This window comes from Streptomyces purpureus (genome assembly GCF_014648195.1).
In the GTDB taxonomy this organism is placed as follows: domain Bacteria; phylum Actinomycetota; class Actinomycetes; order Streptomycetales; family Streptomycetaceae; genus Streptomyces; species Streptomyces purpureus.
In genome coordinates, this window is the sequence record NZ_BMQQ01000018.1 from 87,801 (window position 1) to 113,035 (window position 25,235).

A 25,235-nucleotide genomic window follows, 5' to 3' on the forward strand; every position below is an offset into this window, starting at 1 on the left:
CGCCGCCTGTCGTTAGGCGACCGAGGGGCCACGCGGCCTGGTGGACGACGGGTCTGGGTGAGGGTTCGATGACACACGCTCCGGTGTACGGCGCCAGCCTGCTGAGTACGTCCGACGCCGGAGCGGACGCCGAGGAGCTGCTGAGACGGGGCAGGGAACTCGTCGACCCGCCGCTGCGGGAGGTCGTGGACCGGCTGCACCCGTCCATGGCCACGGTGTGCCGCTACCACCTGGGATGGGACGGCGACGGATCCCAGGGCACGGTGCAGCAGGCGGCCAAACGGGTCCGGGCAGCGCTCGCGCTGCTCTCTGTACGCTCCGTCGGCGCGCCCGAGCGGTTCGCCGCCGTCGCCGGTACGGCGGTGGAGCTCGTACACCAGCTCTCCCTGCTGCACGACGACATCATGGACGGAGACACGGAGCGGCGGGGCAGGCCGGCCGCTTGGGCCCGGTACGGCACCGGCGCCGCCGTACTGGCCGGTGACGCTCTCGTCGTCCAGGCCGTCGCCACGCTCTTCCACGCGCGGGCCCCGGGATCCCAGGCGGCCATGGCGGAGCTCATCACCGCCGTGGAACAGATGGTGGAGGGCCAGGCGGAGGACCTCGCCCTGGAACACCGACCCCTCGGTGAGATCTCCGCGAGCCGGTACGTGCGCATGGCGCGCGGTAAGACCGGGGCGCTCTTCGGCTGCGCGGCGGCCCTGGGAGCCGTTCTCGCGGACGCGCCGCCGGCCGTGGTGGGCGCGCTGCGCGGCGCGGGGTGCGGCCTCGGTGTGGCCTTCCAGATCCTCGACGACGTGCTCGGCCTGTGGGGCGACAGCGAGCTCACCGGGAAGCCCGTCGGTACGGACCTGACCCGAGGCAAGAAGACCCTTCCGCTGGTACTGGCCGCGGCGTCCGGCTCCGCCGACGGCCGGCGGATCGCGGACCTGCTCGGCACCGCCCCGCCCACACCGGACCAGGTCGCCGAAGTCATGCGCCTGTTGGAGACCTCCGACAGCCGGGTACGCGCCGAGGAGGCCGCTGCCGGCCACATCGCGGCGGCCGTCGCCATGCTGGACGAGGCGGTGCTTCCCCACGACGTGCGGCAGCAGTGGGGTTCTCTCATCGACTGCCTGTCCTGCCGCAGGCGCTGACCCACCCGAGAGAGGACTCACCGTGCCCGCCACCCCGTACGCCTTGAGCGTGCGTGACGTACACAAGGCCTACCGTTCGCGCCGCGTGCTGAGAGGTGTCTCGTTGCACCTCGAGCCCGGCACCCTGGCAGGAGTCGTGGGGGAGAACGGTTCCGGCAAGAGCACCTTGCTGCGCGTGCTGTGCGGGCAGATCGCCGCCGACGCGGGAGAGGTGAAGCGCCGTGGCTCGCTGGGGTACTGCCCGCAGGAGGCGGTGCTCAACGACGCGCTCACCGTCGACCAGCACCTGCGGTGGTTCCGGACGGCCTACCGCCTGGACGGAACCGGCCGCGCCGAGGAGCTGCTGGAAGAGCTGCACTTCGCCGAGTACCGGCACACACGGGTGGAGGAGCTCAGCGGAGGCACCCGGCAGAAACTGAACCTGACCCTGGCGCTCCTGCACGACCCGCACGTGCTGCTCCTCGACGAGCCGTACCAGGGCTTCGACTGGGAGACGTACCTGCGGTTCTGGGAGGTCGCCGCCCGGCTGCGCGACCGGGGCCGCTGTGTCCTCGTCGTGTCGCACATGGCCTGGGACGCCGACCGCCTCGACGTCCTCCACCGGCTGCGGGACGGCGTGGCGACGCCCTGGAACGCGGAAGGCCAACCGGTCGACGCGCCGCGCGGGGCCGTACGGTGAGCCGCGCATGGGAGGCGTTCCGCACCGGCGCCGGCTTCGCGCTCCTGGAACACGCCCGCAACCGTCTGGCTCTCGTCCTGGTCGTCGCCTACATCCCCGTCTGGCTGACGCTGGAGCACTGGTTCGTCACCCCTGCTCCCGCGCGCTTCCTGCTGCGTGCGGACGGGCAGACCGTCACCGTCAACGGCAACCACCTGACGATGGTGTCCGGGGCCGTCAACACGGTGACGCTCATCGTCGGGTTCATGATGTTCATGACGACCTTCAAGGCTCTCGCCTTCGACCGCAGACTCGCGCTCGCCGGATACCCGCGTAGCTGCCTGCTGCTGAGCAAGGTCATCGCGATGACGGTCGCCTCCGCGCTCATCGCGGCGTACGCCACGGTCGTGGTGTGCTGGTACTGGGATCCGGTCCGGCCCGCACTCCTCGCGCTCGGCCTGTTCACCGCCGCCGTGAGCTACGGCGGCATCGGCATCCTGCTCGGCGCGTTCCTCCGCAACGAACTGGCCGGTCTCTTCGTCATCATCATGGCCAGCCTGCTCGACACCATGCTGCAGAACCCCATGAGCAACACGGGCGGCGACAAGCAGGGCCTCCAGCTCCTTCCCGGGTACGGACCCACACAGGTCGCGGTCGCCGGCGGCTTCACCTCCTCGGTCACTCCGTACGGTCATCTGCTGCTCGGCCCCGCCTGGTTCCTCGCCATGTGGCTGTTCGGCGCGGCCGCGTTCGTCGCCCGGACCCGCAGCCACCTTCCCGCGACCAACGACCCATTGCCGACAGAGAGTGCCGCGTGAACCGCCATGACATCCGATTCACCGGCGCCTGGCGAGCACCGCTCGCGCCGGACGCCGTGTACGCGAAGCTCGCCGACGTCGGGGCCTATCCCTCCTGGTGGCCGGCCTTCCGCTCGGTGCGGCAGACCGGAGAACGCGAATGCGAATTCGTCATCGGCTCCCTGCTGCCCTACGAGCTGACAGCCCGGCTGACGCCGGTCGTGGAGGACCCCGTCGCCCGCGTTCTGGAGGCGGCGGTGGACGGTGACATCGCGGGAAGCGTCCGCTGGGCCGTGGAACCCGACGAACACGACGGTTGCCTGGCCCGCTTCACCGAGCACGTCACCGTGCGCCGGCCCGCGCTACGCCGCTGGATGCCCCTGGCACGGCCCTTCTTCCACCTCAACCACGCCCTGGCCATGCGGTCCGGCCGGCTTGGCCTGACCGCCTGGGCGGCCCAGGCGCGGTAGTCCCGCACCGCCGCCTCACGTGATCTCGGTCTTGCCCGGGCTCAGCGGCCCGCCTACGCTCGGACCGTTTTGGTGCCAAGTGATTGCTCGATCCCGGGACAGTGAGGCGGCTTCATGCCTGGATGGATGGACTTGGCGTACACCACGGCCGGCGGTGTCGTCGGCGCCGTGGTGACCAACTACCTGTCCAGGAACCAGGAACGCCGGCAGCTGCGAGCAGCGGTCATGCAACAGCTCCTCCGCGTCGCAGCGGTGCGCGACCGGATCAGCGACATCGTGCCGAGCCAGAGGGAGAGCCCGTCGCGGCACACAACTGGGTTACGACTGCTTGCCACGGCGCGCTTCGGCGTCACGGCGGTCCTGGAGGACGGCGATGACGCCGAGCATGCCCAGCGGGAAGCGATCTCGGATCTGGTGGTGGCCGCGCTCTCGGCCGGCGTACCCCGCAGGGTGTTGGACTTCGCCGCAGGCGGCGAGGAACGTGCCTTGCAGTGCGAGGTCATCAGAGTGATCGATCTCCGCCTGGGCGGTGTCCTGGGTGATTCGCTCGAAGAACTCATGACGCGGTGCGAGGAATATCGGCAGGCGACGGCCCAACTCCTGCTCCGGACGCTGTGGCACCCCTGGCAGACGCGGTGGTGGAGGCGCGTGCGCCTTCGCGCGTTGCGTCAAGAGGTCGCCGCACTCCACCGCGGACAAGAAGCGGCGATGTCCGTGCTGGCTCAGCCGGAGCACCTCGATGCCCTCGCCGAGCGCCCAGGCGGTGTCCGGCGGATCACGCGACCGTCGGACGGCCTCTGACCTGTCTGATCAGGTCCGGTTCTCCAAGGCCGGCGCGATTGATCCGTCCCCGGCCTCGGACAACGCCTTCTGCGGCGAGCCGCTCCCGCAGCCCACGGGGCGCGTACCTGTCTTCGAAGCTCTCGGTAAGACCTCGGCCCGTATCGGCGAACTCGAAGCGGCCCGCGTAGGTCCTTCCCGCGTGCTGCCATTCGCAGCGGATCAGAGGTCGCGCGAGGATCGCCTCGAACCAGGCAGCCGTCCGTACTGCCAGCTCTGTCGGATTTCCGGTGGCCGTGAAGGTGAACTCGGTCGCCTCCTCGGGCAGTGAGAAGTGCTGGTTGTGGAGCTTGTCCGCGTGGATGGCGGATCCGTCGAAGTGGGCGCCCACCGTCAGGACTGCCTGGTTGCGTTGCGGATCGACGATGTCCAGCCAGACGATCAGCTCGTGGTCGGAGGCGTTCGCCGGGGGTGCCACGACCGTGTCGAGAGGGTCGATCAGCCAGGAGCTCGCACGTTCGGCGAGGACTTCCACGAACGCGCGTTGCGCGACGTTCAGGTCGTCTTCGTCGTACTCGAACCAGGGGAAGTCTTCCATGCCCGCACTCTATGGCGGGGGAGGGCTGACGCGATCGGGAGACGCAAGCGTGAACCGGACAGGCTCATCCGATCAACTGGCCTGCCCGCCGTCGAGACACGCTTTAGTCTCGGGGCCGTGAGCAGCGAAGCGGCAGGTCGCACAGCGGCGGATGCGACGGTGGGCAAGGAAGTGGGTACGGAAGCGGGCGCGGGATCGCGATCGGATTCGGTCACGGCGTCGGCCGCGGCCGCGGACACGAGCACGCCTGCGGGGGTGAGGTACCGGCGGGAGGAGTTGGCCGCCGCGGCCGGGGTGAAGGTGCGGAACCTGCGCTACTACCAGGAGCGGGGACTGCTGCCCGCGCCCCGCCGCGAAGGACGGATCGCCTGGTACTCCGAGGATCATCTGGCCCGGCTGCGGCTGATCGACGACCTGCTCGGCCGGGGCTACACGGTGAACGGCATCGCCGAGCTGCTGGCCGCCTGGGATCAAGGCGGAGGTATCGCCCAACTCCTAGGTGTCGAGCGGGAGATGACGAGGGACTGGGTGCAGGAGGAGCCGGTCACGGTCGGTCTCGACGAGCTGCGGGAGATGTTCGGCCCGGCGGCGACGCCGCGGGACACCCGGCGGGCGGCCGAGCTGGAGTACGTACGGGTCGAGGGGGACACCGTCACGTTCCCGAGCCGGCGGTTGCTGGAGGTGACCCAGACGCTGGTGCGGCTGGGGGTGCCGCTGGCGGAGATCCTGGACGCGGGAGAATTCGTACAGATCCAGGCGGCGGCGCTCGCGGACCGGTTCGTCGGCCTCTTCCGGAGGCATGTGATCGGGCCGGAAGGGCTGGAGCGACTTTCGGCCGCCCAGTTGGATCACGTCGCCCAGGCGGCAGGGGCACTGCGTCCGGTGGCGGGCGACGTCGTGGCCGCGGAATTCGCCCGTGCGATGGCTCGCCGGGTGGAAGCGGAAGTCGCCGCTCTGCTGCGTACGGAGCAGTAGGGATTGGCCGAAAGGGGGCAGTCCCGCAACCTTGCCAACCGCTATTGGCACTCTTACATTCAACTCCACGGTCATACCGGCGAGTAACGATCTCGGCCGCCGCGGAGGCGCCGGTGCCGACCGCTTCGCACTCCACCGCACCCCACCCACCCACGTGAGGGGATCCGATATGGAGCACGACTTAGACGACGGCAAAGTCAGATGGCGGCGCTTCGCCGTTCTGACGGTTCCGGCCGTCGCCCTGACGGCAGGCCTGGGCATCGCGCTGGCCCAGGGAGCGCTGGCCGCCTCCTTCGCCGTATCGGGCCAGCAGTTCAAGGTCTCCGCCAAGAGTCTGACCGGTGAGGGCTTCGTCCAGTACGGCAGCGTGGACGTCAACGCCCGCGACGAACTCATCCCCGTGGCCGTCACGGCCATCAAGAAGGCGGAGCTGAACAGCCTCTGCCAGTCGGTGGTCACCTCGCTGCCGGTGATCGGCGACATCTCGCTCAACCTGACGGCCGGAAAGAAGACCCCGGTCGAGGCGACGAACCTCTTCGTCGACGCCACCCAGCTCTCCGGCAACGCCAGCTTCACGAACATCGAGATCGGCCGCGACGCCTCCACCCTGGACAAGGGACCGGACGGTGCTCAGGGGATGCAGGACCTCTTCTCCCAGCAGGCCGACACCGTGAAGATCACCGATCTGAAGCAGACCGCGTGGGCCACCAACGCCGGCACCTTCACGCTCTCCGGCCTCGATCTGAAGATCAGCAAGGGCACGAAGGAATGCTTCTGACCTCCGTACGGACGCGGTTCCGGCGGTGGCGTCGGTCCCGGCCGTTCTGGGGCGGACTCTTCGCCGTGATCGCCGGGGCCGAGATCTGCGTCCTGCCGCTCGCGCCTCTGAAGGTCATGCTCACCCAGGGCGTGGCCGGGATCCCGTCCGTCCTCATGGGGCTGGTGATGATCCTGCTCGGCCTGTCCGTATGGTTCGCCCCGCACTACCGGGCACTCGCCGGGATCGTCACCACTCTCATCGCCACCGCCGCGCTGGTGCTGTCGAACCTCGGTGGCTTCCTCATCGGGACACTGCTGGGCATTCTCGGCGGCGGCCTCATGTTCGCCTGGCAGCCGGGCGCCCGCAGGGCCCGTAGGGACGGGTCCCGTACATCCGACGGGTCCGGTACGGCCGGCGGGTCCAGTGCACCCGACGGGTCCGGTACGGCCGACGAAGCCGGCGAGACCGGCGGGGCGGCCGGGACCTCTGTGGTCAAGGCCTCGGCGGCCGAGGCGGCCCGTCTGCCCGAGAGCTCCGATCGCTCAGCCTGATCGGGCGCCCTGAATCAACCCGGTGTCGTCCGGACGGCAGCCGTACGACACCGCCCAGCACCGTCCCCCTCACCCCCACCCCCGCTCCACCATCCCCATGGAGAGTTGCCATGAGCCGAACATCTTCTTCGCTCGTCCTCGGGCTGCTCGCAGCCGGCGCGCTGACCCTGGGCTCCGCGTCCGCCACCGCCGCGCCCTTACCCCTGGCGGGCCCGACCACGGTCACTCCGGCCGGTCACGGCTTCAAGGCCACGCTCACCGGCAAGGCCACCCTCAAGGCCGGCTCGGTCACCGTGACCTGCACGGTCTCCGTGGCCACCGGCACCGTCCCGGCCGCCCCCGGGAACCACAACCCCGCCGGGCCGGTCTCCTCACCGATCTCCGCCCCGACCTACAGCTCCTGCACTTCGAGCATGCCCGGCGTCACCCCGACCGTGACCACCAGCGGCGCCTGGGCGGTGTCCATGCAGCACGGCAGCCCCATCACCGCGACCATGTCCGTTCCCGCGGGCGGCCTCAAGGTGACCACCTCGGGCCTGGCCTCGTGTACGGTCGTCGCCGCTCCCACGGGCGCGGCCAGCGTTCCGGGCACCTGGGTCAACGGCGCCCCGTCGTCCCTGACCTTCACCAACGCCTCGGTCCCGGTCAAGGTCACCGGCGGGTTCGGCTGCCCGACCAGTGCGACGACCTCCACCTTCAACGCCGTATACAACGTGGCCGACACCACGGACCCGGCCCAGCAGATCACCGTCACCCCGTAAACCGCACCCGTCCCGCACCCGTCTCACCCCGTCCCGCGCGCCGGTGGGGCGGGGCGGGACGGCGCCCACGGGCGCATCGCCGAAGTTCGTGAAGTAAACCACTAGAGACGAGACGAATCGTCTTGCTATAGTCGGGGCATGGCTTTCTTCTACTTTCTCTGAGTCCGGGCACGGCCCACGCCGCCGTTTCTGCTGTCCGTAGACACTTCGCATACCCAGGGAAAGTCCATGCGCGAACGCGCCCATACCGCTGTGCCCACTGCCGTCGCCCAGCTGTCCGTCAAGGACGTCACCAAGTCGTACGGCACCCGGACCGTCCTCGACCAGGTCTCCTTCACCGTCCGACCGGGCGAGAGGGCCGCCGTCATCGGCGAGAACGGCTCCGGCAAGTCCACTCTGCTGCGGCTGCTCGCCGCCGTCGAGGCGCCTGACGCCGGAGAGATCACCGTCAGCTTCCCCGGCGGCACCGGCCACCTCGCCCAGACCCTCGACCTCGACCCGGACTGCACCGTGCAGGACGCCGTCGACCTCGCCCTCACCGAACTGCGCGACATGGAACGCCGACTGCGCGCGGCGGAGGAGTGCCTCGGCGAGGCGTCCGAGGAGGAGCTCGCCGCGTACGGCGAGCTGCTGACCGCGTACGAAGAGCGCGGCGGATATGAGGCGGACGCCCGCGTCGACGCCGCCACGCACGGGCTCGGGCTCGCCGGGATCACCCGCGACCGCGTCCTCGGATCGCTCTCCGGCGGCGAACAGTCGCGGCTCGCGCTCGCCTGTGTCCTGGCCGCCGCCCCCGAACTGCTGCTCCTCGACGAGCCGACGAACCACCTCGACGCGGCGGCCGTGCACTGGCTCGAAGAGCACCTGCGCGCACACCGCGGCACCGTCGTCGCGGTCACCCACGACCGCGGCTTCCTGGAACGCATCGCCACCACGATCCTCGAGGTCGACCGGGACGCGCGTACGGTGCACCGGTACGGGGACGGCTGGGCCGGCTACCGCGCCGCGAAGGCCGCCGCCCGCCGCCGGGCCGAGCTGGACCACGCGGACTGGCTGGAGGCGGTGGCCCGTACCGAGGACCTTCTCGAAGCCGCCGGCAAGCGCCTGGCCACCACCGGCAAGGACCCGGGGCAGGGCTTCGGCAAGCACCGCCGCTCGCACGAGGCGAAGCTCGGCGGGCAGGTACGGGCCGTCCGCGAGCGGCTGGCCCATCTGCGGCGCAACCCGGTGGCGGCGCCGCCGGTACCGCTGCGGTTCACGGCGGCCCTGTCGGCGACGGACGGCGACCGCCCCGTCGATCGTCCCGTGGAACGCCCGCTCGCCGAGCTCGACGGCGTGGCGGTCGGCGAACGGCTGCGGCTGGACGGGCTGCTGACGATCGCGCCGGGGCAGCGCCTGCTGGTCACGGGAGAGAATGGCGCGGGCAAGACGACGCTGCTACGCGTCCTGGCGGGCGACCTGGAACCGGACGCGGGCGCGGTACGCCGCCCTGCCCGCATCGGCTACCTGGCGCAGGAGCTGCCCGCGCGCACCACGCGGCTCCCGCTGCTCGCCGCCTTCGCGGCCGGGCGACCCGGCCTGCCCGACGAGCACGCCGAACAGCTGCTGTCGCTCGGCCTGTTCCGCGAGGAGGACCTGCATGTACCGGTCCTGGCGCTGTCCGCGGGGCAGCAGCGGCGGCTGCAGATCGCGAACCTGGTGACCCGCCCCGCGGACCTGCTCGTACTCGACGAGCCGACGAACCACGTCGCGCTCGACCTGGTCGAGGACCTGGAGGCGGCGCTGGCGGCGTACCCGGGGGCGGTGGTCGCGGTCTCGCACGACCGCGGCTTCCGCGAGCGGTTCCCGGGGGAGCGGCTGGAGCTGCGCGACGGCCGCAGGCGCTGACCCGACCTGCCCCGCCCCGGCATCCCGGTCAACAGCTAGTGCCGATGATCTTGGTTGGGTAGGGTGCAGCCTCGGACATCAACCAACCGTCTTGCGCGGCGCTTGCGCGAGCGGCGTGAGGCGAGAAGAAGGTGAGTAGACATATGCAACCGACGTTCGTACTGGTTCACGGAGCCTTCGCGAATTCCTTCTCCTTCGCGCCGCTCCAGGCCGAACTGGGCCTCCTCGGGCACCGTTCGGTCGCCGTCGACCTGCCCGGCCACGGATTCTCGGCGACCTACACCCGCGCCTACCAAGCACCGCAGGATCTCGGCGAGTTCGCCACAACGCCCGGCTCGATCAAGGGTGTCACGCTCGCCGACAACGTCGCGCACCTGATAGGGATCCTGGAACGGGCCAAGCGGAACGGCCCCGTGATTCTGGTCTCCCACAGCCGCGGCGGCGTCACGGCCACCGCCGCGGCCAACGCGCGCCCGGACCTGATCGACCGTATCGTCTACGTGTCGGCCTGGTGCCCGGTGGCTCTCGACGCCGGTGACTACTACGCCGAGCCGGAGATGGCCACGGTCGACGTCGCCGCCCTGGCCGCGGCGATGACCGGCAACCCCGCCGAACTGGGCCTGCTCCGCGTCAACTTCCGCACCGCGGATCCTGACCTCCTCGCGGCCCTCAAGGCGGCCTTCCTCGCCGACGGTACCGACGAGGAGTTCCTGGCCTTCCTCAACACCTTCCAGCCTGACGAGAACCTGGACTTCGGCGCCTCCACCGACCGGGCGCAGGCCGCGACCTGGGGCCGGATCCCGAAGACCTTCATCCGCCTGGCCGACGACACCAGCCTCCCGCTCGCCTTGCAGGACCGGCTGATCCGAGAGGGCAACGAGCTGACGCCGGACAACCCGTACGACGTCCGCACCCTCGACGGCAGCCACCTGAAGTGGCTGGTCGACCCGGCGCCGGCGGCCAAGGCCCTCGCCGAACTCGCCACGCTCACGGCCCCGTCCGTCTAACTTCGGACGGCGGCCCGGAGGTGGTGCCGGGCGGTGACCAAACCGCCCGGCACCACCGTCTCGTACCGCCGTACGCGCTCCGGTGAGTCCGGTTACTGGGGGATTCCGCCGCGGCCGATGTAAAGGGCGTCGGCCACTTCCCGTTCGGCGCCGACGCCCAGACGGACCTGTCGGTGAGACCGCTCTGGCGGACGAGTTGCGCTGTCCCGTCTCGTCGGGAGGCCGCCCCGGCCGGGTGAATCCGGCGAGCCTGCATGGCCAGGTTCTCGAACCGTCGGCCGGCTTGCGGCATCGTTGCAGGCAGCAGCTCCAACCCCGGTGCACACGCTCCGCACGCCCGACGTACGTCGCGCCAAGCCGCACAGAACTCCACGGACGGAAGTCCGAATGCGATTCACGACCGTCTATTGAAGGTGATCTCACCGTGGCACGTGGCTTCGCCCGAGTCGACAATCCAGGAAACCTTGTCGCCTCAAAGGGTGTCGTCGGCATGGCAAAGGCCATCCGCGATGGTCAAACGATTGCATTCGGGGCGTACTGCTTCAAGCTGGAGTTTACGCCCCTGGCTGTCGTTGCTTGTTCGGTCGCGCATCCGAACGACGACGCGTTTGGGCCGATCCTGTATACGGCTGGTCCGAACATCACCGGCGTCCTGACCAAGGATGGAAACGGAACGGCGGTCCGATGCGAGCCCGGTTTCCAAGATGCGGCCGTGATCTGCCGTGTCCAAGCCGGCGATGGACTGTCCATCGCACCTGGCGGCTTCTACGTCATCTTCGAATAGCCTGGCGAGCAGGGAGACACGCCCGCAAGTGCCCTTGCGGGTACGTTTCACATCTGCGGTTGGCGGTTTGGCCCTTGCCGGCTGCCGAGGCGATGGAACATCGCGCGGTACTCCCTCGGCCGGCGGCCCGTGTGTCGCGCGAAGATGCCGCTGAACGCCCCAGGGTCGCGGTACCCCACGTCGGCGGCGATGGTTGCGACGGTCAGGTCGGTCGTCTCCAGCAGGTGTCGGGCGCGGCGTACCCGGACCGCCTGCAGGTACGCCAGTGGCGTCTCGCCGGCTTCCTCGCCGAAGCGACGGAGCAGGGTTCTCGTGCTGACATGGAACTCCTGGGCGAGGGCGGGCAGGTCGTAGCGAGCGCTGAGGTGCTGGTCGAGCCAGCGTTTGACGCTGAGCGAGAACTCCCTGCCCACGGTGGGGATGAGCTCCGTGTCGACGTACGGGGCCTGCGTGGAACGTGCGTCGTCGACGAGCGCGATACGGGCCGTGCTCCGGGCGATGCGGGGGCCGTGGTGCCCGCGGATGAGCTGCAGCGCGAAGTCGTACATGGCGCTGAAGGCCGCCGTGGTGGTCACCCCCTGGTCGGTCACGACCAGTTTCTTCGGGCGCAGCCGCACATCGGCGTACCGGCGGGCGAACCGATCCGCGAACAGCCACGACGTGGTCGCCTCGCGCCCGCCGAGCAGCCCGGCTTCTGCGACCAGGAAGGCACCCACGCAGATCGACACGACAGCGGTTCCCGAGGCCGCCTGCGCTCGAATCGACGCCACTTCCGGTCCCAGGCTCGCGAGTGTCGCGTCGAGATCGAGCGTGGGCGACAGCTCGAAGCCCGGCACGATCAGGACGTCCACGGGCCGAACCGCCGAGACGTCGAGGACCGAGCCGCCGGACGCGACCACCCGCCGCCGGGGCGAGACGACCGTCGTCTCGTAGGCCGGCTCGACCGGGCCGCGCGCCGCGGCGACATGAGTCGCCATGGTCAGGAGGTCGGGTACGCCGAACACCTCCGAGGCGAAGCAGCCGGGGTAAGCCAGCACACCCACGCGCAGCGCACTCATGCTGCCCCTCCCGCGCTTCGAACGGCTGGCGATATTACCGGGATACATGGCGATGTCGCCGCTTCTCAGGAGCGCGGCAGCTCACCACCATCTCGGTCATGACAATCATCCGAGGTCAGAGCGACCCCCTGGACGACTTCTCGCGCAGAACCGTCAGCGTCGACGACGTCGACAAGACCGTGTACGTGGCCGGGTCGGGACCGGCGGTCATCCTCATGCCCGAAATGCCGGGCATCAGCCCCGACGTCGCGCGGTTCGCGCGGTGGGTACGCGATGCCGGCTTCTGCGTGTACCTGCCCTCCCTCTTCGGCGTCGACGGCGCCTACCCGCTCGCCGAGGCACGCGAGACCGTCGTCCGACGCGCGTGCGTCAGCGCCGAGTTCCGCGCGTTCGCCGGTGGCGGCACCAGCCCCGTCGTCACCTGGCTGCGCGGCCTCGCCCGCCTGGCGCACGCCGAGCGTGGCGGCCCCGGCGTCGGCGCCGTCGGACTGTGCTTCACCGGCAACTTCGCCCTGACCATGGCGCTCGAACCCGCTGTCATCGCGCCGGTGGTCAACCATCCGTCGCTTCCGCTCGACGACCCCGGCGGTCTGGAGCTCAGCGACGAGGACGCTGCCGCGGTGGCGGAACGGGTGGCGCGAGACGGGTTGAAGGTTCTCGCCTACCGCTTCGAGAACGACAGTTGGTGCACCGGCCGGCGGTTCGCGGCCTACCGGGCCCTGCTCGGCGACGCGTTCGACGGCCGCGTACTCGAAGCCGAGACGGCGAACACGAACCCCCCACCGTTCTTCCGTGACGTCGTCGGCTGCGCCCACAGCGTCGTCACGGCACACCTCGTCGACGAGGACGGTCACCCCACCATGCGGGCCCGGGACGAGATCATCGCCTTCCTGGCCGAGCGGCTCGGCCCGGATCTTCCGGGGCGGGCCAGGCCGGCGCCGGACCGGCTACGACCGGGTGCCGGAGCGCTGGGGCAGACGGCGTTCATCCTGCACGACGTCTTCCGGTACCCCTTCGCCGAGGTCGCCGAGATCGTCGGCCGTTCGCCCGCGGCCTGTCGGCAGCTGGCGTCCTCGGCCCGCCGGCGTACTCGGGCCGCGCAGGGTCCGGCGGTTCCGGCGGCGGGGCAGGCCGGTCTGGTGCGGCGCTTCAAGGAGGCCTGGGAAGCCAAGGACATCGAGGCCCTCGTGGGCCTCCTCGACCCCGACGCCACGATGGTCGCCGACGGCGGCGGACTGCTCGGCGCCGCCCTCCGTCCGGTCGACGGCAGCGAGCGCATTGCCCAGTACCTGCTCAACCTCGCCGACAGAGCCTCCGGGCTGGAGCTTCTGGAGCGGACGGTCAACGGCCGGCCCGGCCTGGTCGCCCAGCACGCGGGCGTCACGGTGACCGTGGCAGCGTTCAGCATCACTGACGGCCGCATCACTCGTATCTGGGCGATCCGCAACCCGGAGAAACTGCGTCCGTGGACCGAGTGAACGAGGGCGTCACCGAGGGGCATGCCCGAGGTGGTGGGAACCACCCGGGCCGAGGTCCTGCAGCGCGGCTCCCAACCGGCGTACTCCCTCCTCCAGTTCCGTGAGGTCGGCGGTGGCGGCGAAGCCGAGGCGGAGGTGGGCTGCCGGCGGCTCGGTGGCGAAGTATCGGCTGCCCGCGCTCACGGCCACGCCCCGCTGCCGGGCAGCGGCAGTGAGTGCCCTGTCGTCCACGCCAGGCGGCAGCCGGAGCCATAGGTGCAGTCCGCCGGCGGGAACGCTCGTGACGGCCGCTGTCGGGATCTCCTGGGAGAGGGCGGCTGTCAGCCGTACGCACCGCTCTCGCAGGTCGGCGCCGAGTGTCCGGACGTGACGGGCCCACGAGGGGGAACTCAGCAGTTCCAGTGCCGCTTCCTGGAGCGGGCGGCCGATGAAGAAGTCGTCGACCATGCGGACCGCCCGCATGCGCTCCATCACCGGGCCGCGGGCCACCAGCGCCCCGATCCGCAGGCTCGGCGCCGCGGGCTTGGTCAGCGAGGTCACATGGACGACCGTGCCGTCGCCGTCGTCCGCCACCAGCGGCCGGGGCACGGGACCGCCGTGACCCAGGTGCCGGGCGAAGTCGTCCTCGATCACGAAGGCTCCCGAGGCCCGCGCCACGCGCAGGATCTGCCGCCGTCGTTCGGGTGCCAGGACCGTGCCGGTCGGATTGTGGAACGTCGGCTGGCAGTACAGCAGCCGTGCCCCGGTCATCGCGAAGGCGTCGGCCAGCAGGTCCGGCCGTACGCCGTCGGTGTCGAGCGGTACGGGAACCGGGCGAAGCCCCGCGGCGCCGGCGGCGGCCAGCGCGCCCGGATAGCTGGGCGACTCCACCAGGACCGGGCTCCCCGGCCCCGCGATCGCCCGGAACGCGATCGACAGGGCACTCTGCCCGCCCGCGGTGACCAGCACATCATCGGGGTTCACGCCACTACCGGCGATCTCGGCGAACGCGGCGCGCAGCGCGCCGAGTCCGTTCGCCGTGGCCCGCTCCCAGGCGTCCGGGCGGCGCGCCGCCCGCGCCAGCGCGGCGCTCAGTGCCCGGGTCGGCTGGAGCGAGCGATGGATGTAGCCGCCGTCCATCGTGATCGTGCCGGCCGGCGCCGGTCCGAGCGGTTCGGCGATCAGGCGTGTGTCGACGGTGCGGTCGGTGAGCGCGACGGTCTGCCAGGCGGTGTCCACGACCCCGGGCTCGGGTCGTGCTCGCACCGCCACGTACGTACCGCTGCCCGGGCGGGTCACCACAGCGCCCTCCGCTGCCAGCACGGCAATGGCCCGCGCCACGGTCGCCGGGCCGACCCGGTACCGCTGGATCAGCTCCCGGCTGCTCGGCAGCCGGTCCCCGGGCGAGAGTCCAGCGAGCAACTCGCGGAGCTTGGCCGCCAATTCGGCAGAAGTGCTACTGTCTGACATGAGAGATCAGAATAGCGCTTCTGTCGCAACCCCGGAAGCACTTCAGCTGGACATCGCCGCCCTGCGAGCCGACACCCCCGGGTGCCGCCAGGTCATCCACTTCAACAACGCGGGCTGCGGACTCCTGGCCGCCCCGGTGCTGACCGCGATGGTCGGTCACCTCAACCTGGAGGCACGGATCGGCGGTTACGAGGCATCGGCCGCCCGGGCCGACGGAGTCCGCGAGTTCTACACGGAGCTTGCCGCACTGATCAACACCACACCCGACAACATCGCCTTCGCCGGCAGCGCCACGCACGCGTACGCCAACGCCCTGTCGTCAATCCCGTTCGAGTCCGGCGACACGATCCTCACCACTCGCGACGACTTCGTCTCCAACCAGATCGCCTTCCTGTCCCTGCGCAAGCGGTTCGGCGTACGGATCGTGCACGCGCCCAACACCCCCGAGGGCGGGGTGGACGTGCCGGCGATGGCCGAGCTGATGCGGACCCACCGCCCCCGCCTGGTGTCCGCCACCCACGTCCCCACCAACTCCGGCCTGGTCACGCCGGTCGCCGAGATCGGCCGGCACTGCCGTGAACTGGAGCTGCTGTACCTGGTCGACGCCTGCCAGTCCGTGGGTCAGTACCCCCTCGACGTCGAGGAGATCGGCTGCGACCTGCTCACCGCCACCTGCCGGAAGTTCCTCCGCGGCCCGCGTGGCTCCGGATTCCTCTACGTCTCCGACCGCGTTCTGCGCGCCGGTTACGAGCCGCTGTTCATCGACATGCACGGCGCCCGCTGGACCGCGCCCGGCAGCTACCGGCCCGTCGGGACGGCGGCCCGGTTCGAGGAGTGGGAATTCCCGTACGCCACCGTGCTCGGCAGCGCCGCCGCCACTCGCTACGCCCGCAACGTCGGCCTGGAAGCGATCGCCCGCCGCACCCCGGCGCTCGCCGCGAGGCTGCGGAGTCGACTCGAAACGGTCCCCGGAGTGCGCGTGCTCGACCGCGGCCCGCGGCTGGCCGCTCTCGTCACCTTCGCCGTCGACCGAGGCTGGCAGCCACAGCCGTTCAAGGAGGCCATGGACGCCCGCAACATCAACTCGGCGTTGAGCTTCCGCGAGTTCGCCCAGTTCGACTTCGGGGACAAGGACGTCGACTGGTGTCTGCGCCTGTCGCCGCATTACTACAACACCGAAGAGGAAGTGGACCACGTCGCCGACGCGGTCGCCGAACTCGTCCGGCAGGGACGGTGATGACGGCCACGCAACAGCGCGCCAGGCCGGGGCGGTAGCGACAGCCTGGGCACGACCGCGACTTCCTCGTCCGTCTCGCCGGCATGCGCGCGGGCCCCCGATCGTGATCGGGGGCCCGCGCGGTCCCTATCCCTGCCTGCCCGTCACGCCCGACGCAGTGCGGAGCGGCCGGCGAAGCGCGCCGAGTCGCCCAGCTCCTCCTCGATACGGATCAGCTGGTTGTACTTCGCCGTGCGGTCGGAGCGGGAGAGCGAGCCGGTCTTGATCTGACCGCAGCCGGTCGCCACCGCCAGATCCGCGATGGTGGTGTCCTCCGTCTCACCCGAGCGGTGCGACATGACAGCCGTCCAGCCCGCCTGATGGGCCGTGGCCACCGCGGCCAGCGCCTCGGTCAGGGTCCCGATCTGATTGACCTTGACCAGGATCGAGTTGGCGACGCCGGTGCGGATGCCCTCGCGCAGCAGCGTCTCGTTGGTGCAGAACACGTCGTCGCCGGTGAGCTGACAGCGGTCGCCGACGCGCGCGGTCAGCTCGCGCCAGCCGTCCAGGTCGTTCTCCGCCATCGGGTCCTCGATGGAGACGACCGGGTAGGCGTCGATGAGCTTGGCCAGGTAGTCGGCGTGCTCGGAGGGGGTGCGGCGCACTCCTTCGCCCGTGTAGTCGTACACCCCGTCCCGGAAGAACTCCGACGACGCCGGGTCCATGACCAGGCCGATGTCCGTGCCGGGGCGGTAGCCGGTGCGCTCGATGGCGGTCATCACGAAGTCGAGCGCCTCCTCGGCGGTACGCAGCGAGGGCGCGAAGCCGCCCTCGTCGCCGACGCCCGTGGAGTGCCCGGCGGCCAGCAGATCGCGGCGCAGAGTGTGGAAGACCTCGCTTCCCATACGGACGGCCTCGGCGAAGCTGTCCGCGCCCACGGGCGCGATCATGAACTCCTGGAAGTCCAGCGGATTGTCGGCGTGGGCACCGCCGTTGACGATGTTCATCATCGGCAGCGGCAGGAGGTGGGCCTCGGCGCCGCCGAGGTAGCGGTAGAGGGGCTGGCGGTGGGCCGCAGCGGCGGCCTTGGCGGCGGCGAGGGAGACGCCGAGGATCGCGTTGGCGCCGAGCCGGGACTTCGTGGCGGTGCCGTCCAGGGCAACCAGCGCGGCGTCGAGGCCCGCCTGGTCCGCCGCGTCCCGGCCGCGCACGGACGCCGCGATCTCCCCGTCGACGTAGGCCACCGCGCGGTCGACGCCCTTGCCGTGCCAGCGCGCCGGGTCTCCGTCGCGCAGTTCCACGGCCTCCCGGGCGCCGGTGGAGGCGCCGGAGGGGACGGCCGCGCGCCCCAGGGACCCGTCCGCCAGGACGACGTCGACCTCGACCGTGGGGTTGCCCCGGCTGTCGATGATCCGGCGGGCGGTGACGGTCTCGATGGTGGCGTTGACGGTTCCGACTGCCTTGGTGGGCATGGGAGTTCCTTCCCGTTGTCGTGTGCCGTGGCCCCGGCTGCGACAACGCTGGCGCTGAGCCCGACAACCCAAACCATACAGCAATGCTGTTCAGTTCTGCTGTACAGCATTGCTGTGCAGGTCAGCTGCACGGCTTTGCTGGTCAGCGGGGTAAAGTGCCCTATGTCCTCCTCGGAAGCCGCCGCCATCGCCGCCGAACTGCGCATCGCCATGGGCAAGCTCACCCGGCGCGTCAAACACGAGGACCGCATCCCGCTGGGCCAGGCCGCCGTGCTCGGCGCACTCGACCGCAACGGCCCCATGACCACCAGCGACCTCGCCGCCGATCAGCGCGTACGCCCCCAGTCGATGGCCCGGTCGGTGGGGCTGCTCATGGAACAGAACCTGGTCACGCGCCGCGCGCACCCCACGGACGGCCGCAAGTCGCTGGTCGAGCTCGCGGACGCGGGCCGGGCTGCCCTGGAAGCGGAGCGCAGCCGCAGGGCCGGTTGGCTCGCGCAGGCCATCGAGGCCGAACTCACGGATGAGGAGCGGGCGTTGCTGGCGCAGAGCGCCGCCCTGCTGGAACGGCTCGCCGCACACCAGTGACCCTGGGTCGACGGGTCTTCGGGGGGGCACGTCCACGCAGAAATAGTAGCCATGGACATAGTAGCCATGTACTCTATCGGCATGAGTAAGGGTTCACCGGGTCCCACGCCCGGCTTCCTGGTGTGGCGGCTCGCCAACAAGTGGCGCGTCGCGGTCGATCGCGCGGTGGCCCCGCTGGGCCTCACCCACGCGCAGTACGTCCTGGTCGCTTCTCTGCACGGCATGCAGCGCGCCGGCGAGCGGCCCAGTCAGCGACGGCTCGCCGACCACACCGGCCTGGAGGCGCTGTACGTGTCGAAGCTGGCCCGCGCCCTGGAGTCGGCCGGCCTGATCGAGCGCGCCCGCGACCCCCGAGACCCGCGCGCCGTGCAGCTCGCGCTCACGGAGCAGGGCCAGGCCGTCACCCGGCAGGCCATCGGTGTCGTCCAAAAACTGCTCCAGCAGCTGCTGGAGCCGCTCGGTGGCCTCGATGCCCCGCGGACGCGCGCCTTCACCGACGAACTGACGACCCTGCTCGACGCACCTCTCGCTCCACCTGCTCCATCCGTACCGAACGACGAGAGCACTCAGGGGACAACACCATGACCATCACCGCATCCACCACGACCGCATCCGCCACCACCTCGGCACCCCTCGCCGACTCCCGCGCCCTCGGGCTCGCCCACTACGCCGCCCGCGGCGTCCTGGAGCACGTCCTCGCCCGGCACGGCATCACCTTCCAGCAGCAGATCACCCTGCGCGCCGCCGTCACCGCCGACGCCCCGCACACGCCGGACGACCTCATCGCCCAGGTCCAGGCCTCCCTCAAGGCCGATACGGCCGACATTCGCGCCACTCTCGACGAGCTGCTGGACAAGCACCTCCTCGTCGCGGACGGCGCGCACCTTCGCCCCACGGATGCGGGGCGTGACCTTCTCGCCGCCGTCGGCGCGGAGGTCGCCCCCATCACCGCCCGCGTCTGGGGCGGAATACCCGCCGAGGACCTGGCCGTCGCAGGCCGCGTCCTCGCCCTGGTCACCGAACAAGCCAACGCGGAGCTTGCGGCGCTGACTGTCTGATCGCTCGTATCGCTGATTCCGGGTGCCGTTCGGCGGTCGACGCGTGCCGGTTCCTGTCCAGTCATGGACGCACCGATGATATTTGCCTCGCCGGAGAGTCTCATCACCGTTATCGCCAGAACGGGAGCAACAGGAGCGACAGGAGCAACTCATGACCCAGCTACTGAGAGTCCAGAACTTCAACGTCTCGAGTGACGGCATCGGTGCCGGTGAGGACCAGAGCTTCGAGCGTCCGTTCGGCCACGTCGATCCCGGAAGGCTGTTCGCCTGGGCCGGCGCCACGGCGAGCTGGCCCATGCGCACGGAACCCGGCGGGAGCCGGGGCCTCGACGACTACTTCACGCGGGACTACGCACGCAACATCGGTGCCGAGATCATGGGCCGCAACAAGTTCGGTCCCCAGCGCGGCCCCTGGCAGGACCACGAGTGGCGCGGCTGGTGGGGTGACGAGCCCCCGTTCCGTACTCCGGTCTTCGTCATGACCCACCACAAGCGTCCTTCGTTCACCCTCTCCGACACCACGTTCCACTTCGTGGACGGCGATCCGGCCACGGTCCTCGAGCAGGCGCGGGAGGCGGCGCAAGGCAAGGACGTCCGGCTCGGCGGCGGCGTGACCACCATCCGGGAGTTCCTCGACGCGGACCTCGTCGACACCATGCACGTGGCGGTCTCGCCGGTGAAGCTCGGGTCCGGACTACGGCTCTGGGAGTCACCCGACGAGCTGCTCGACCGGTTCCACCTGGAGGTCGTGCCCAGCCCGAGCGGCGTCACGCACCACCTGTTCTGGCGGAAGTGACCGCTCCTCAGGCCGGCCCCCGGCGGTGTTCGCCGCCCGGGGCCGCCCTGAGGCCGCGCAAGGAGCACCTCGCCCCGGAGTCCCGCCCCGCACGTGGGTGATCTGGAACACGTATCGCAAAGCGTGAACCGGCCCGCACCGTACCGGCGATAGAGAGGGCGTGAGACTGCTGCGCCCCACAGGGGAAGATCCTGACGACGACGCGGCGCTGCTGCGCGCGGTCGCGCGCGGTGACGCCCAGGCCCTGGCCACGCTGTACGACCGGCACTCCGGCTGGCTGCACGCCCGTCTGACCCGCCGCTGCGGCGACCCCGAGACCGTACGCGAGGTGCTCCAGGACACCTTCGTGACCGTCTGGCGCTCCGCCGGGACGCACCGGGGCGGAGAGGCGGGCGGCTGGCTGTGGGTGATCGCGGCGCGGCGTCTGGTCGATGCCCTGCGCGCCGCGGAACGTACGGACCGGATGCCCGCGGTCGCACCGGCGCCCCCGGCCCCCTCCGCCGAGGACCGCGTCCTCGCTGGTCTTGAGTACGGGGACGTGGGCGCCGCGCTCGACCGCATCTCGCCCGAACTGAGAGAGGTGCTGCGGGCCACGGTCGTCGACGGACTGACGACCCGTGAGACCGCGCGCCTGCTCGGCATCCCCGAGGGCACGGTGAAGAGCCGCGCCCTGCGGGCCCGCCGCGAACTGCGCGCCGCGCTCGGCCCGGCCGCGCTGGGAGGTCTGGCATGAGCGCCACGCATGGAAACCCCACGCCCCCGCATGGAAACCCCACGCACCGGGATGGGAACCCGACACCCCCGCATGGGAACCCCACATTCCCACCTCTGAACCCCACGCCCCCACCTGTGAACCCCACGCCCAGGCGCGGAAGCCCCACACCCTGGCATGTGACCGACGCCCAGGCCGCCTCCTACGCCACCGGTTCGGCGCCCGAGACGGACGCCTGGTCGCTGGAGAAGCACGTGGAATCCTGCGGCGACTGCGCCGCCCGCGTCTCCGCCGCCGTCCGCGCCACCACCGCGGGCCCGGAGCTGGCCGCGATCCGCGCGTCGATCCTGACCGCGGCAACGACACCCCGAGCCGTCACGGGGCGGCTCGGGGAATTGGACGCGCGCGGCGGCCTCCGCCTGTCGGCGCGCGGCGGCGTGCCTCACTTCGCCGCCCGGGCCTCCCGTCTGCTGTGGGCCGCGGGGCCCGCGGTGCGGGGGGCCTGGATGGTCGCCGTGGTGCTCGTCGGCGCGGCCGCCGTCGCCCTCGCCTACGGGGCCGGTTACGGCGCCGCCCGCCAGGCGCTGCTCGCCGTGGCGCCGGTCCTGCCGCTCGCCGGGGTCGCCGTCTCGTACGGGCGTCACGCGGACCCGATGTACGAGATCGGGGCGTCGACGCCCTCCGGCGGGCTGCGACTGCTGCTGACCCGGACGGCGGCCGTGCTCGCCGTGAGCGTGCCGCTGCTCACTGCGGCCGGGGCCGTGCTGCCCGGCGGTTCCGGCGGGCCGGGCGCGGCGGCCTGGCTGCTGCCTGGCCTCGCACTGACGCTGGCGACGCTGGCGCTCGGCTCGTTCGTCGGGTGCCGCGCGGCCGCGGGCACCCTCTCCACCGCCTGGCTGCTCGCCGTAGCGGGACCGGTCGTCGGCCGACCGGGCACCGGGTCCCTGCCGCTCGCCGCCGACCTCGTACGTCTCCTGTCCGGCGCGGCCGCCCAGGGCGCCTGGGCGGCGGGCGCGGTGGTGTGCGCGGGGCTGCTGGTCCTGCGGCGCCGTTCCTTCGACCTCATGGAGCCCCGATGACCACCAGCGTGACGGTACGCGCACTGACCGTCCGGCACCGCAGGACCGTCGCGCTGAACACCGTGGACCTGGACTTCCGCACCGGCGTACACGGTCTGCTCGGCCCCAACGGCGCGGGCAAGACCTCCCTCATCCGTGTCCTGGCGACCGTCGCCGCACCGGCCGCCGGGCGGATCGAACTGCTCGGCCGGGACGTGGGCGCGCACCGGGAGCGTGCGGCGGTACGGCGCGCGCTGGGCTATCTGCCCCAGGAGTTCGGCCACTACCCGGGCTTCACGGTCCGGGAGTTCGTCTCATACGTCGCATGGCTGAAGGAGATGCCGGCCGCGCGCGTCCCGACGGCGGTGGAACGGGCCGTGGAACGGGTCGGACTCGCGGACCGCATCGACACGAAGATGAAGACGCTCTCCGGAGGCATGGTGCGGCGCGCCGGCATCGCGCAGGCCATCGTGAACGAGCCGGAGCTGCTGCTGCTCGACGAGCCGACAGCCGGACTCGACCCGGAACAGCGCGTCGAGTTCCGAGCGCTCCTGCGCGATCTCGGCGCCACCTCGACCGTCATCGTCTCCACCCACCTGGTGGAGGACGTGGCGGCGGCCTGCCAGGAGGTGACGCTGATCGAGTCCGGTCGCATCGCCTACCGGGGGACGACGGCCGAACTGACCGCCCTCGGCGGGGAGCACGGCCGCGACTCCGACGGCAACGCCATCGAACGCGGCTACACCACCGCCCTGCGCGCCCACCGGGCGTCCCTGGCGGAGGCGGCCCGATGACCGCCGCCCCCGTCCTCGACGACACCGCGCCCGCGCCCACCCCGGCACGCGCGCGTACGGTCCGTCCCCTGCTCTCCGAACTCCGCCGGGGCGTCGGACCTTGGGCAGGCGCCGCGCTCGCGCTGACCGTCTCGATCGCGATGTACGGCAAGGCGGACTACATCGACGGCTGGCAGAGCCGCTGGGGCGAGGCCACGAGCCTGCTGCGGACCGCCGGGCTGCTCCTCGGCGGCCCGCTCGCGGTCGCCGCCGGATGCTGGCAGGGCGGCCGTGAACGGCGCCGCGGCACGGGGGAGTTGTGGGCGTCCACCGCCCGCACACCGCTGCGCCGGGCGGCGGTCGCCGCCGCGCCCGCCGCCCTCTGGCCGGCCCTCGGCCACCTGCTCGCCGCCACCGGCTGCCTGCTCGCCACCTGGCCGTACGTGAGCGCCGGGCGGCCCGACCTCCTGCTCGTCCTGGCCGACGCGGTCGCGCTTGCGGCCCTTGGCACGCTCGGCTTTGTCGCGGGCCGGGTCATCCCTTGGCGGCTCACCGCCCCGCTGCTCGCCGCCGCGACCTACGTCGTACTCGGCTTCCCCGCCTACGGGAACACGCCGTGGCAGTGGCTGGATCCCGCCATGGCCCACTCCTACAACTGGGACAAGGCGGTGTGGTGGTTCGCCCCCGCCTCGGTCGTATGGACGGGCGGCCTGGCCGCCACCGCGTTCCTCGCGTACGCGGCCCGGCGCCGGACCCTCGCCCTGCCCCCGCTGGCCGCCGCCTGCGCCGCCGCCGTCCTCATCGGCACCGGCAACGGCGGCCAGGGCCCGTGGCGTGCCGACACGGCGGCCGCCCGCCTGGTCTGCGACGACGGTACGCCTCAGGTGTGCGTGACGGCCGTCGACAGCCGGCTGCTCCCTCAGGTCTCCGCCGCGCTCGCCGACCTCAACGGCGCCCTACGAGGCGTTCCCGGCGCCCCCGTCCGCTGGACGGACGGCCCGCGGCCGGCCGGTCCCGACGAGGCGTCGCTGCCCACCCCGGCCTTCGAATCCCTCCGCGGCCGGCTCAGGGATCCGGGCGCGTACGCCCACGGCGCGGTCCAGTACCTGTTCTCGGACTCCTGCGAGGACCAGGACTACGAGCACCCCGGCTGGGCGCGCGCCTCGGAGGTCAACTCGGCCGTGATCCAGTGGCTCGCCCCCTCCGCCGCGTACGAGCCCGTGCTCACCGACCGAAGCCGCGCCGATCTCGCCCGGCTCAAGACCAAGTCCCCGGCCGAGCGGCGCGCGTACCTGGCGCGCTATCTCGCCGCCGACCTCTGCGACGCCGAGGAGGTGCCCGTACCGTGACCGCCTTCGTCCTCTACGCCCGCTCGCGGGTCCTGCCCGCCACCCTCGCCGTCCTCCTGGGCGCCGCGCTCGCCGCCGCCTGGAGCGCCTGGTGGCTCCAGGGCCAGCCCGGGTTCGACCACGCCGCGCGCGTACCGGTGGTCGTACTGGCACCGCTGCTCACCGCGTCCGCCGTCGGCACCAGCCTGTACACCCACAGCGACGAGCTGGACCGGACCGCCGTACGGCCCTGGTGGCCGCGCCGACTGTCCCATCTGCTGATGCTGACGGCCCTGTCCACGGCCCTGCTGGCGCTCGCGGTCCCCGGCCACCCCGACGCCTTCGGCGCGCCGGCGATGGTACGTAACGTGCTGGGCGCCACCGGGGTGACCGCGGCGGCCGCCGCGCTGCTCGGCGCCCGCCTGAGCTGGCTGCCGATGACCGTGTACACCAGCGCCGTCTACCTCGCGGCCCCGTCCGTCCCCGGCGGCCACGCGGCCATCTGGGCCTGGACGATGCAGCCCGGCCCGCAGCGGGCGGCATGGGCGGTGGCGCTTGCCGCCTTCGTCCTGGGCGTGGGGCTGCTCGCGGCGCGCGGACCGCGGGCGGAGCGCAGGGGCATGTGAGGGGCGTCGATGCGCCCCTCATCGTCTCCTACATGTGCGGCTACATGTGCGGCTGGTTGTAGTACCGGGCGAACTGATCCAGGTAGCTGGGCTCGCCCGCCTGCTTGATCTCGTCGAACTCCGGAGCGTCCTTGATCTGGTCCCTGGTCCGGTCGACGTAGACCTTCTCCTCGGTGATGTCGATCTGCTTGATGGTCCCGGCCGGCAGCAGAACATGCTTGCCGAAGATCCACACTCCGGTGTCGACGACGACGTAAGAGGCGCCGACCTCGTCGGAATGCTTGCTGATCTTCCCGATGACGCCGTCCTTGGCCTCGACCTTGTAGCCGATCAGATCAATCCCCTGCTGGAAGCCTGCAGCCGGTTGGTAGCCCCAGATGTTGTACTCGCTCACAGCGATCCCTCTCCGATGGGTGACAGATCACGGATATCTGCCGGATTTCACGCACCGGATAACGC

27 protein-coding genes and 2 pseudogenes are annotated in these 25,235 nt (G+C 71.3%); 24 read left to right on the forward strand and 5 right to left on the reverse strand.

From position 1 onward, the window contains the following. Positions 1-68 precede the first annotated feature (68 nt). The 5 genes from IEZ01_RS22330 (at position 69) to IEZ01_RS22350 (ending at position 3,862) form a co-directional block, all read left to right on the forward strand. Positions 69-1,136, forward strand: a complete 1,068-nt coding sequence (locus tag IEZ01_RS22330; RefSeq protein WP_040875247.1) for a polyprenyl synthetase family protein — start codon at positions 69-71, stop codon at positions 1,134-1,136. A 43-nt stretch (positions 1,137-1,179) separates the two neighbouring features. Next, a complete protein-coding gene (locus IEZ01_RS22335; protein ID WP_028798297.1) occupies positions 1,180-1,815 on the forward strand; it encodes an ABC transporter ATP-binding protein in 636 nt (211 codons plus the stop codon). Then, a complete protein-coding gene (locus tag IEZ01_RS22340; RefSeq protein ID WP_189203375.1) occupies positions 1,812-2,612 on the forward strand; it encodes an ABC transporter permease in 801 nt (266 codons plus the stop codon). The genes IEZ01_RS22335 and IEZ01_RS22340 overlap by 4 nt, the downstream gene beginning before the upstream one ends. Beyond that, entirely contained in the window at positions 2,609-3,061 is a 453-nt protein-coding gene (locus IEZ01_RS22345; RefSeq protein ID WP_189203377.1) for an SRPBCC family protein, read from the forward strand. Before IEZ01_RS22340 ends, IEZ01_RS22345 begins: the two co-directional genes overlap by 4 nt. A gap of 126 nt (positions 3,062-3,187) precedes the next feature. Beyond that, on the forward strand, positions 3,188-3,862 hold the full coding sequence (locus tag IEZ01_RS22350) for a hypothetical protein (RefSeq protein ID WP_189203379.1): 675 nt from the start codon (positions 3,188-3,190) through the stop codon (positions 3,860-3,862). Here the strand turns inward: IEZ01_RS22350 and IEZ01_RS22355 are convergent. Beyond that, a complete protein-coding gene (locus IEZ01_RS22355; RefSeq protein ID WP_189203380.1) occupies positions 3,837-4,439 on the reverse strand; it encodes a hypothetical protein in 603 nt (200 codons plus the stop codon). The genes IEZ01_RS22350 and IEZ01_RS22355 overlap by 26 nt on opposite strands. Positions 4,440-4,694: 255 nt before the next feature. Here IEZ01_RS22355 and IEZ01_RS22360 point away from each other — a divergent pair, with 255 nt between their 5' ends. The 7 genes from IEZ01_RS22360 (at position 4,695) to IEZ01_RS22390 (ending at position 11,164) form a co-directional block, all read left to right on the forward strand. Further along, positions 4,695-5,414 carry a MerR family transcriptional regulator gene (locus IEZ01_RS22360; protein ID WP_040875248.1) on the forward strand — a complete coding sequence of 240 codons (720 nt, stop codon included), beginning with the start codon at positions 4,695-4,697 and terminating at the stop codon, positions 5,412-5,414. A 169-nt stretch (positions 5,415-5,583) separates the two neighbouring features. Next, positions 5,584-6,192 carry a DUF6230 family protein gene (locus tag IEZ01_RS22365; RefSeq protein ID WP_019891599.1) on the forward strand — a complete coding sequence of 203 codons (609 nt, stop codon included), beginning with the start codon at positions 5,584-5,586 and terminating at the stop codon, positions 6,190-6,192. After that, entirely contained in the window at positions 6,183-6,725 is a 543-nt protein-coding gene (locus IEZ01_RS35715) for a DUF6114 domain-containing protein (RefSeq protein WP_019891600.1), read from the forward strand. The genes IEZ01_RS22365 and IEZ01_RS35715 overlap by 10 nt, the downstream gene beginning before the upstream one ends. Before the next feature lie 110 nt (positions 6,726-6,835). Further along, on the forward strand, positions 6,836-7,486 hold the full coding sequence (locus IEZ01_RS22375; RefSeq protein WP_189203382.1) for a hypothetical protein: 651 nt from the start codon (positions 6,836-6,838) through the stop codon (positions 7,484-7,486). Between the two features lie 228 nt (positions 7,487-7,714). Continuing rightward, entirely contained in the window at positions 7,715-9,373 is a 1,659-nt protein-coding gene (gene abc-f / locus IEZ01_RS22380; RefSeq protein ID WP_189203384.1) for a ribosomal protection-like ABC-F family protein, read from the forward strand. A 143-nt stretch (positions 9,374-9,516) separates the two neighbouring features. Then, positions 9,517-10,380, forward strand: coding sequence for an alpha/beta fold hydrolase (locus IEZ01_RS22385; RefSeq protein ID WP_019891603.1), 864 nt, complete (start codon positions 9,517-9,519; stop codon positions 10,378-10,380). A 424-nt stretch (positions 10,381-10,804) separates the two neighbouring features. Then, positions 10,805-11,164, forward strand: a complete 360-nt coding sequence (locus tag IEZ01_RS22390; protein WP_158685741.1) for a hypothetical protein — start codon at positions 10,805-10,807, stop codon at positions 11,162-11,164. A 47-nt stretch (positions 11,165-11,211) separates the two neighbouring features. Here IEZ01_RS22390 and IEZ01_RS22395 read toward each other — a convergent pair whose 3' ends face one another. Then, on the reverse strand, positions 11,212-12,222 hold the full coding sequence (locus tag IEZ01_RS22395; protein WP_189203386.1) for a GlxA family transcriptional regulator: 1,011 nt from the start codon (positions 12,220-12,222) through the stop codon (positions 11,212-11,214). A 98-nt stretch (positions 12,223-12,320) separates the two neighbouring features. Between IEZ01_RS22395 and IEZ01_RS35720 the strand changes: the two are divergent. Both IEZ01_RS35720 and IEZ01_RS22405 read left to right on the forward strand, forming a co-directional pair. Beyond that, positions 12,321-12,779: pseudogene (locus IEZ01_RS35720) on the forward strand (dienelactone hydrolase family protein); the annotation flags it as partial. Between the two features lie 417 nt (positions 12,780-13,196). After that, positions 13,197-13,700 (forward strand): annotated as a pseudogene (locus IEZ01_RS22405) (sigma factor-like helix-turn-helix DNA-binding protein); the annotation flags it as partial. 9 nt (positions 13,701-13,709) lie between these two features. Here the strand turns inward: IEZ01_RS22405 and IEZ01_RS22410 are convergent. Continuing rightward, the gene (locus IEZ01_RS22410) at positions 13,710-15,149 is read right to left on the reverse strand and encodes an aminotransferase-like domain-containing protein (RefSeq protein WP_189203388.1); all 1,440 of its coding nucleotides are present in this window, start codon (positions 15,147-15,149) and stop codon (positions 13,710-13,712) included. Between IEZ01_RS22410 and IEZ01_RS22415 the strand changes: the two genes are divergently transcribed. Further along, the gene (locus IEZ01_RS22415) at positions 15,148-16,386 is read left to right on the forward strand and encodes an aminotransferase class V-fold PLP-dependent enzyme (RefSeq protein ID WP_040875252.1); all 1,239 of its coding nucleotides are present in this window, start codon (positions 15,148-15,150) and stop codon (positions 16,384-16,386) included. The two genes, IEZ01_RS22410 and IEZ01_RS22415, sit on opposite strands and share 2 nt — an antisense overlap. Positions 16,387-16,529: 143 nt before the next feature. Here the strand turns inward: IEZ01_RS22415 and eno are convergent, their stop codons facing one another. Then, positions 16,530-17,837, reverse strand: coding sequence for a phosphopyruvate hydratase (gene eno / locus IEZ01_RS22420; protein WP_019891609.1), 1,308 nt, complete (start codon positions 17,835-17,837; stop codon positions 16,530-16,532). 162 nt (positions 17,838-17,999) lie between these two features. Here eno and IEZ01_RS22425 point away from each other — a divergent pair, with 162 nt between their 5' ends. From IEZ01_RS22425 to IEZ01_RS22465, 9 genes are all read left to right on the forward strand, one after another. Beyond that, complete coding sequence (locus IEZ01_RS22425; protein ID WP_019891610.1) at positions 18,000-18,425, forward strand: MarR family winged helix-turn-helix transcriptional regulator; 426 nt, start codon at positions 18,000-18,002, stop codon at positions 18,423-18,425. Positions 18,426-18,506: 81 nt separating this feature from the next. Next, positions 18,507-19,010, forward strand: coding sequence for a MarR family winged helix-turn-helix transcriptional regulator (locus IEZ01_RS22430; protein ID WP_189203390.1), 504 nt, complete (start codon positions 18,507-18,509; stop codon positions 19,008-19,010). Next, positions 19,007-19,483, forward strand: a complete 477-nt coding sequence (locus IEZ01_RS22435; RefSeq protein WP_019891613.1) for a winged helix DNA-binding protein — start codon at positions 19,007-19,009, stop codon at positions 19,481-19,483. The genes IEZ01_RS22430 and IEZ01_RS22435 overlap by 4 nt, the downstream gene beginning before the upstream one ends. A gap of 151 nt (positions 19,484-19,634) precedes the next feature. After that, positions 19,635-20,279, forward strand: a complete 645-nt coding sequence (locus IEZ01_RS22440; protein ID WP_019891614.1) for a dihydrofolate reductase family protein — start codon at positions 19,635-19,637, stop codon at positions 20,277-20,279. A gap of 160 nt (positions 20,280-20,439) precedes the next feature. Next, positions 20,440-21,012: an RNA polymerase sigma factor gene (locus tag IEZ01_RS22445; RefSeq protein WP_189203392.1), complete on the forward strand. Its 573-nt coding sequence runs from the start codon at positions 20,440-20,442 to the stop codon at positions 21,010-21,012. A 158-nt stretch (positions 21,013-21,170) separates the two neighbouring features. Then, positions 21,171-22,070, forward strand: a complete 900-nt coding sequence (locus tag IEZ01_RS22450; protein WP_189203394.1) for a zf-HC2 domain-containing protein — start codon at positions 21,171-21,173, stop codon at positions 22,068-22,070. Beyond that, complete coding sequence (locus IEZ01_RS22455) at positions 22,067-22,843, forward strand: ABC transporter ATP-binding protein (RefSeq protein ID WP_019891617.1); 777 nt, start codon at positions 22,067-22,069, stop codon at positions 22,841-22,843. Before IEZ01_RS22450 ends, IEZ01_RS22455 begins: the two co-directional genes overlap by 4 nt. Next, positions 22,840-24,171, forward strand: a complete 1,332-nt coding sequence (locus tag IEZ01_RS22460; protein ID WP_189203396.1) for a hypothetical protein — start codon at positions 22,840-22,842, stop codon at positions 24,169-24,171. The genes IEZ01_RS22455 and IEZ01_RS22460 overlap by 4 nt, the downstream gene beginning before the upstream one ends. Then, on the forward strand, positions 24,168-24,776 hold the full coding sequence (locus IEZ01_RS22465) for a hypothetical protein (RefSeq protein ID WP_189203398.1): 609 nt from the start codon (positions 24,168-24,170) through the stop codon (positions 24,774-24,776). Before IEZ01_RS22460 ends, IEZ01_RS22465 begins: the two co-directional genes overlap by 4 nt. Positions 24,777-24,816: 40 nt before the next feature. Here IEZ01_RS22465 and IEZ01_RS22470 read toward each other — a convergent pair whose 3' ends face one another. Next, positions 24,817-25,170: a PRC-barrel domain-containing protein gene (locus tag IEZ01_RS22470; RefSeq protein ID WP_019891620.1), complete on the reverse strand. Its 354-nt coding sequence runs from the start codon at positions 25,168-25,170 to the stop codon at positions 24,817-24,819. Between the last annotated feature and the right edge of the window lie 65 nt (positions 25,171-25,235).

Coding starts and splice junctions, on each gene's coding strand:
- IEZ01_RS22375 (WP_189203382.1), top strand. CDS start 6,836: ATGAGCCGAACATCTTCTTCGCTCGTCCTCGGGCTGCTCGCAGCCGGC.
- IEZ01_RS22460 (WP_189203396.1), top strand. CDS start 22,840: ATGACCGCCGCCCCCGTCCTCGACGACACCGCGCCCGCGCCCACCCCG.
- IEZ01_RS35715 (WP_019891600.1), top strand. CDS start 6,183: ATGCTTCTGACCTCCGTACGGACGCGGTTCCGGCGGTGGCGTCGGTCC.
- IEZ01_RS22355 (WP_189203380.1), bottom strand. CDS start 4,439: ATGGAAGACTTCCCCTGGTTCGAGTACGACGAAGACGACCTGAACGTC.
- IEZ01_RS22425 (WP_019891610.1), top strand. CDS start 18,000: ATGTCCTCCTCGGAAGCCGCCGCCATCGCCGCCGAACTGCGCATCGCC.
- IEZ01_RS22410 (WP_189203388.1), bottom strand. CDS start 15,149: ATGTCAGACAGTAGCACTTCTGCCGAATTGGCGGCCAAGCTCCGCGAG.
- eno (WP_019891609.1), bottom strand. CDS start 17,837: ATGCCCACCAAGGCAGTCGGAACCGTCAACGCCACCATCGAGACCGTC.
- IEZ01_RS22435 (WP_019891613.1), top strand. CDS start 19,007: ATGACCATCACCGCATCCACCACGACCGCATCCGCCACCACCTCGGCA.
- IEZ01_RS22330 (WP_040875247.1), top strand. CDS start 69: ATGACACACGCTCCGGTGTACGGCGCCAGCCTGCTGAGTACGTCCGAC.
- IEZ01_RS22385 (WP_019891603.1), top strand. CDS start 9,517: ATGCAACCGACGTTCGTACTGGTTCACGGAGCCTTCGCGAATTCCTTC.
- IEZ01_RS22365 (WP_019891599.1), top strand. CDS start 5,584: ATGGAGCACGACTTAGACGACGGCAAAGTCAGATGGCGGCGCTTCGCC.
- IEZ01_RS22440 (WP_019891614.1), top strand. CDS start 19,635: ATGACCCAGCTACTGAGAGTCCAGAACTTCAACGTCTCGAGTGACGGC.
- abc-f (WP_189203384.1), top strand. CDS start 7,715: ATGCGCGAACGCGCCCATACCGCTGTGCCCACTGCCGTCGCCCAGCTG.
- IEZ01_RS22430 (WP_189203390.1), top strand. CDS start 18,507: ATGAGTAAGGGTTCACCGGGTCCCACGCCCGGCTTCCTGGTGTGGCGG.
- IEZ01_RS22350 (WP_189203379.1), top strand. CDS start 3,188: ATGGACTTGGCGTACACCACGGCCGGCGGTGTCGTCGGCGCCGTGGTG.
- IEZ01_RS22455 (WP_019891617.1), top strand. CDS start 22,067: ATGACCACCAGCGTGACGGTACGCGCACTGACCGTCCGGCACCGCAGG.
- IEZ01_RS22415 (WP_040875252.1), top strand. CDS start 15,148: ATGAGAGATCAGAATAGCGCTTCTGTCGCAACCCCGGAAGCACTTCAG.
- IEZ01_RS22395 (WP_189203386.1), bottom strand. CDS start 12,222: ATGAGTGCGCTGCGCGTGGGTGTGCTGGCTTACCCCGGCTGCTTCGCC.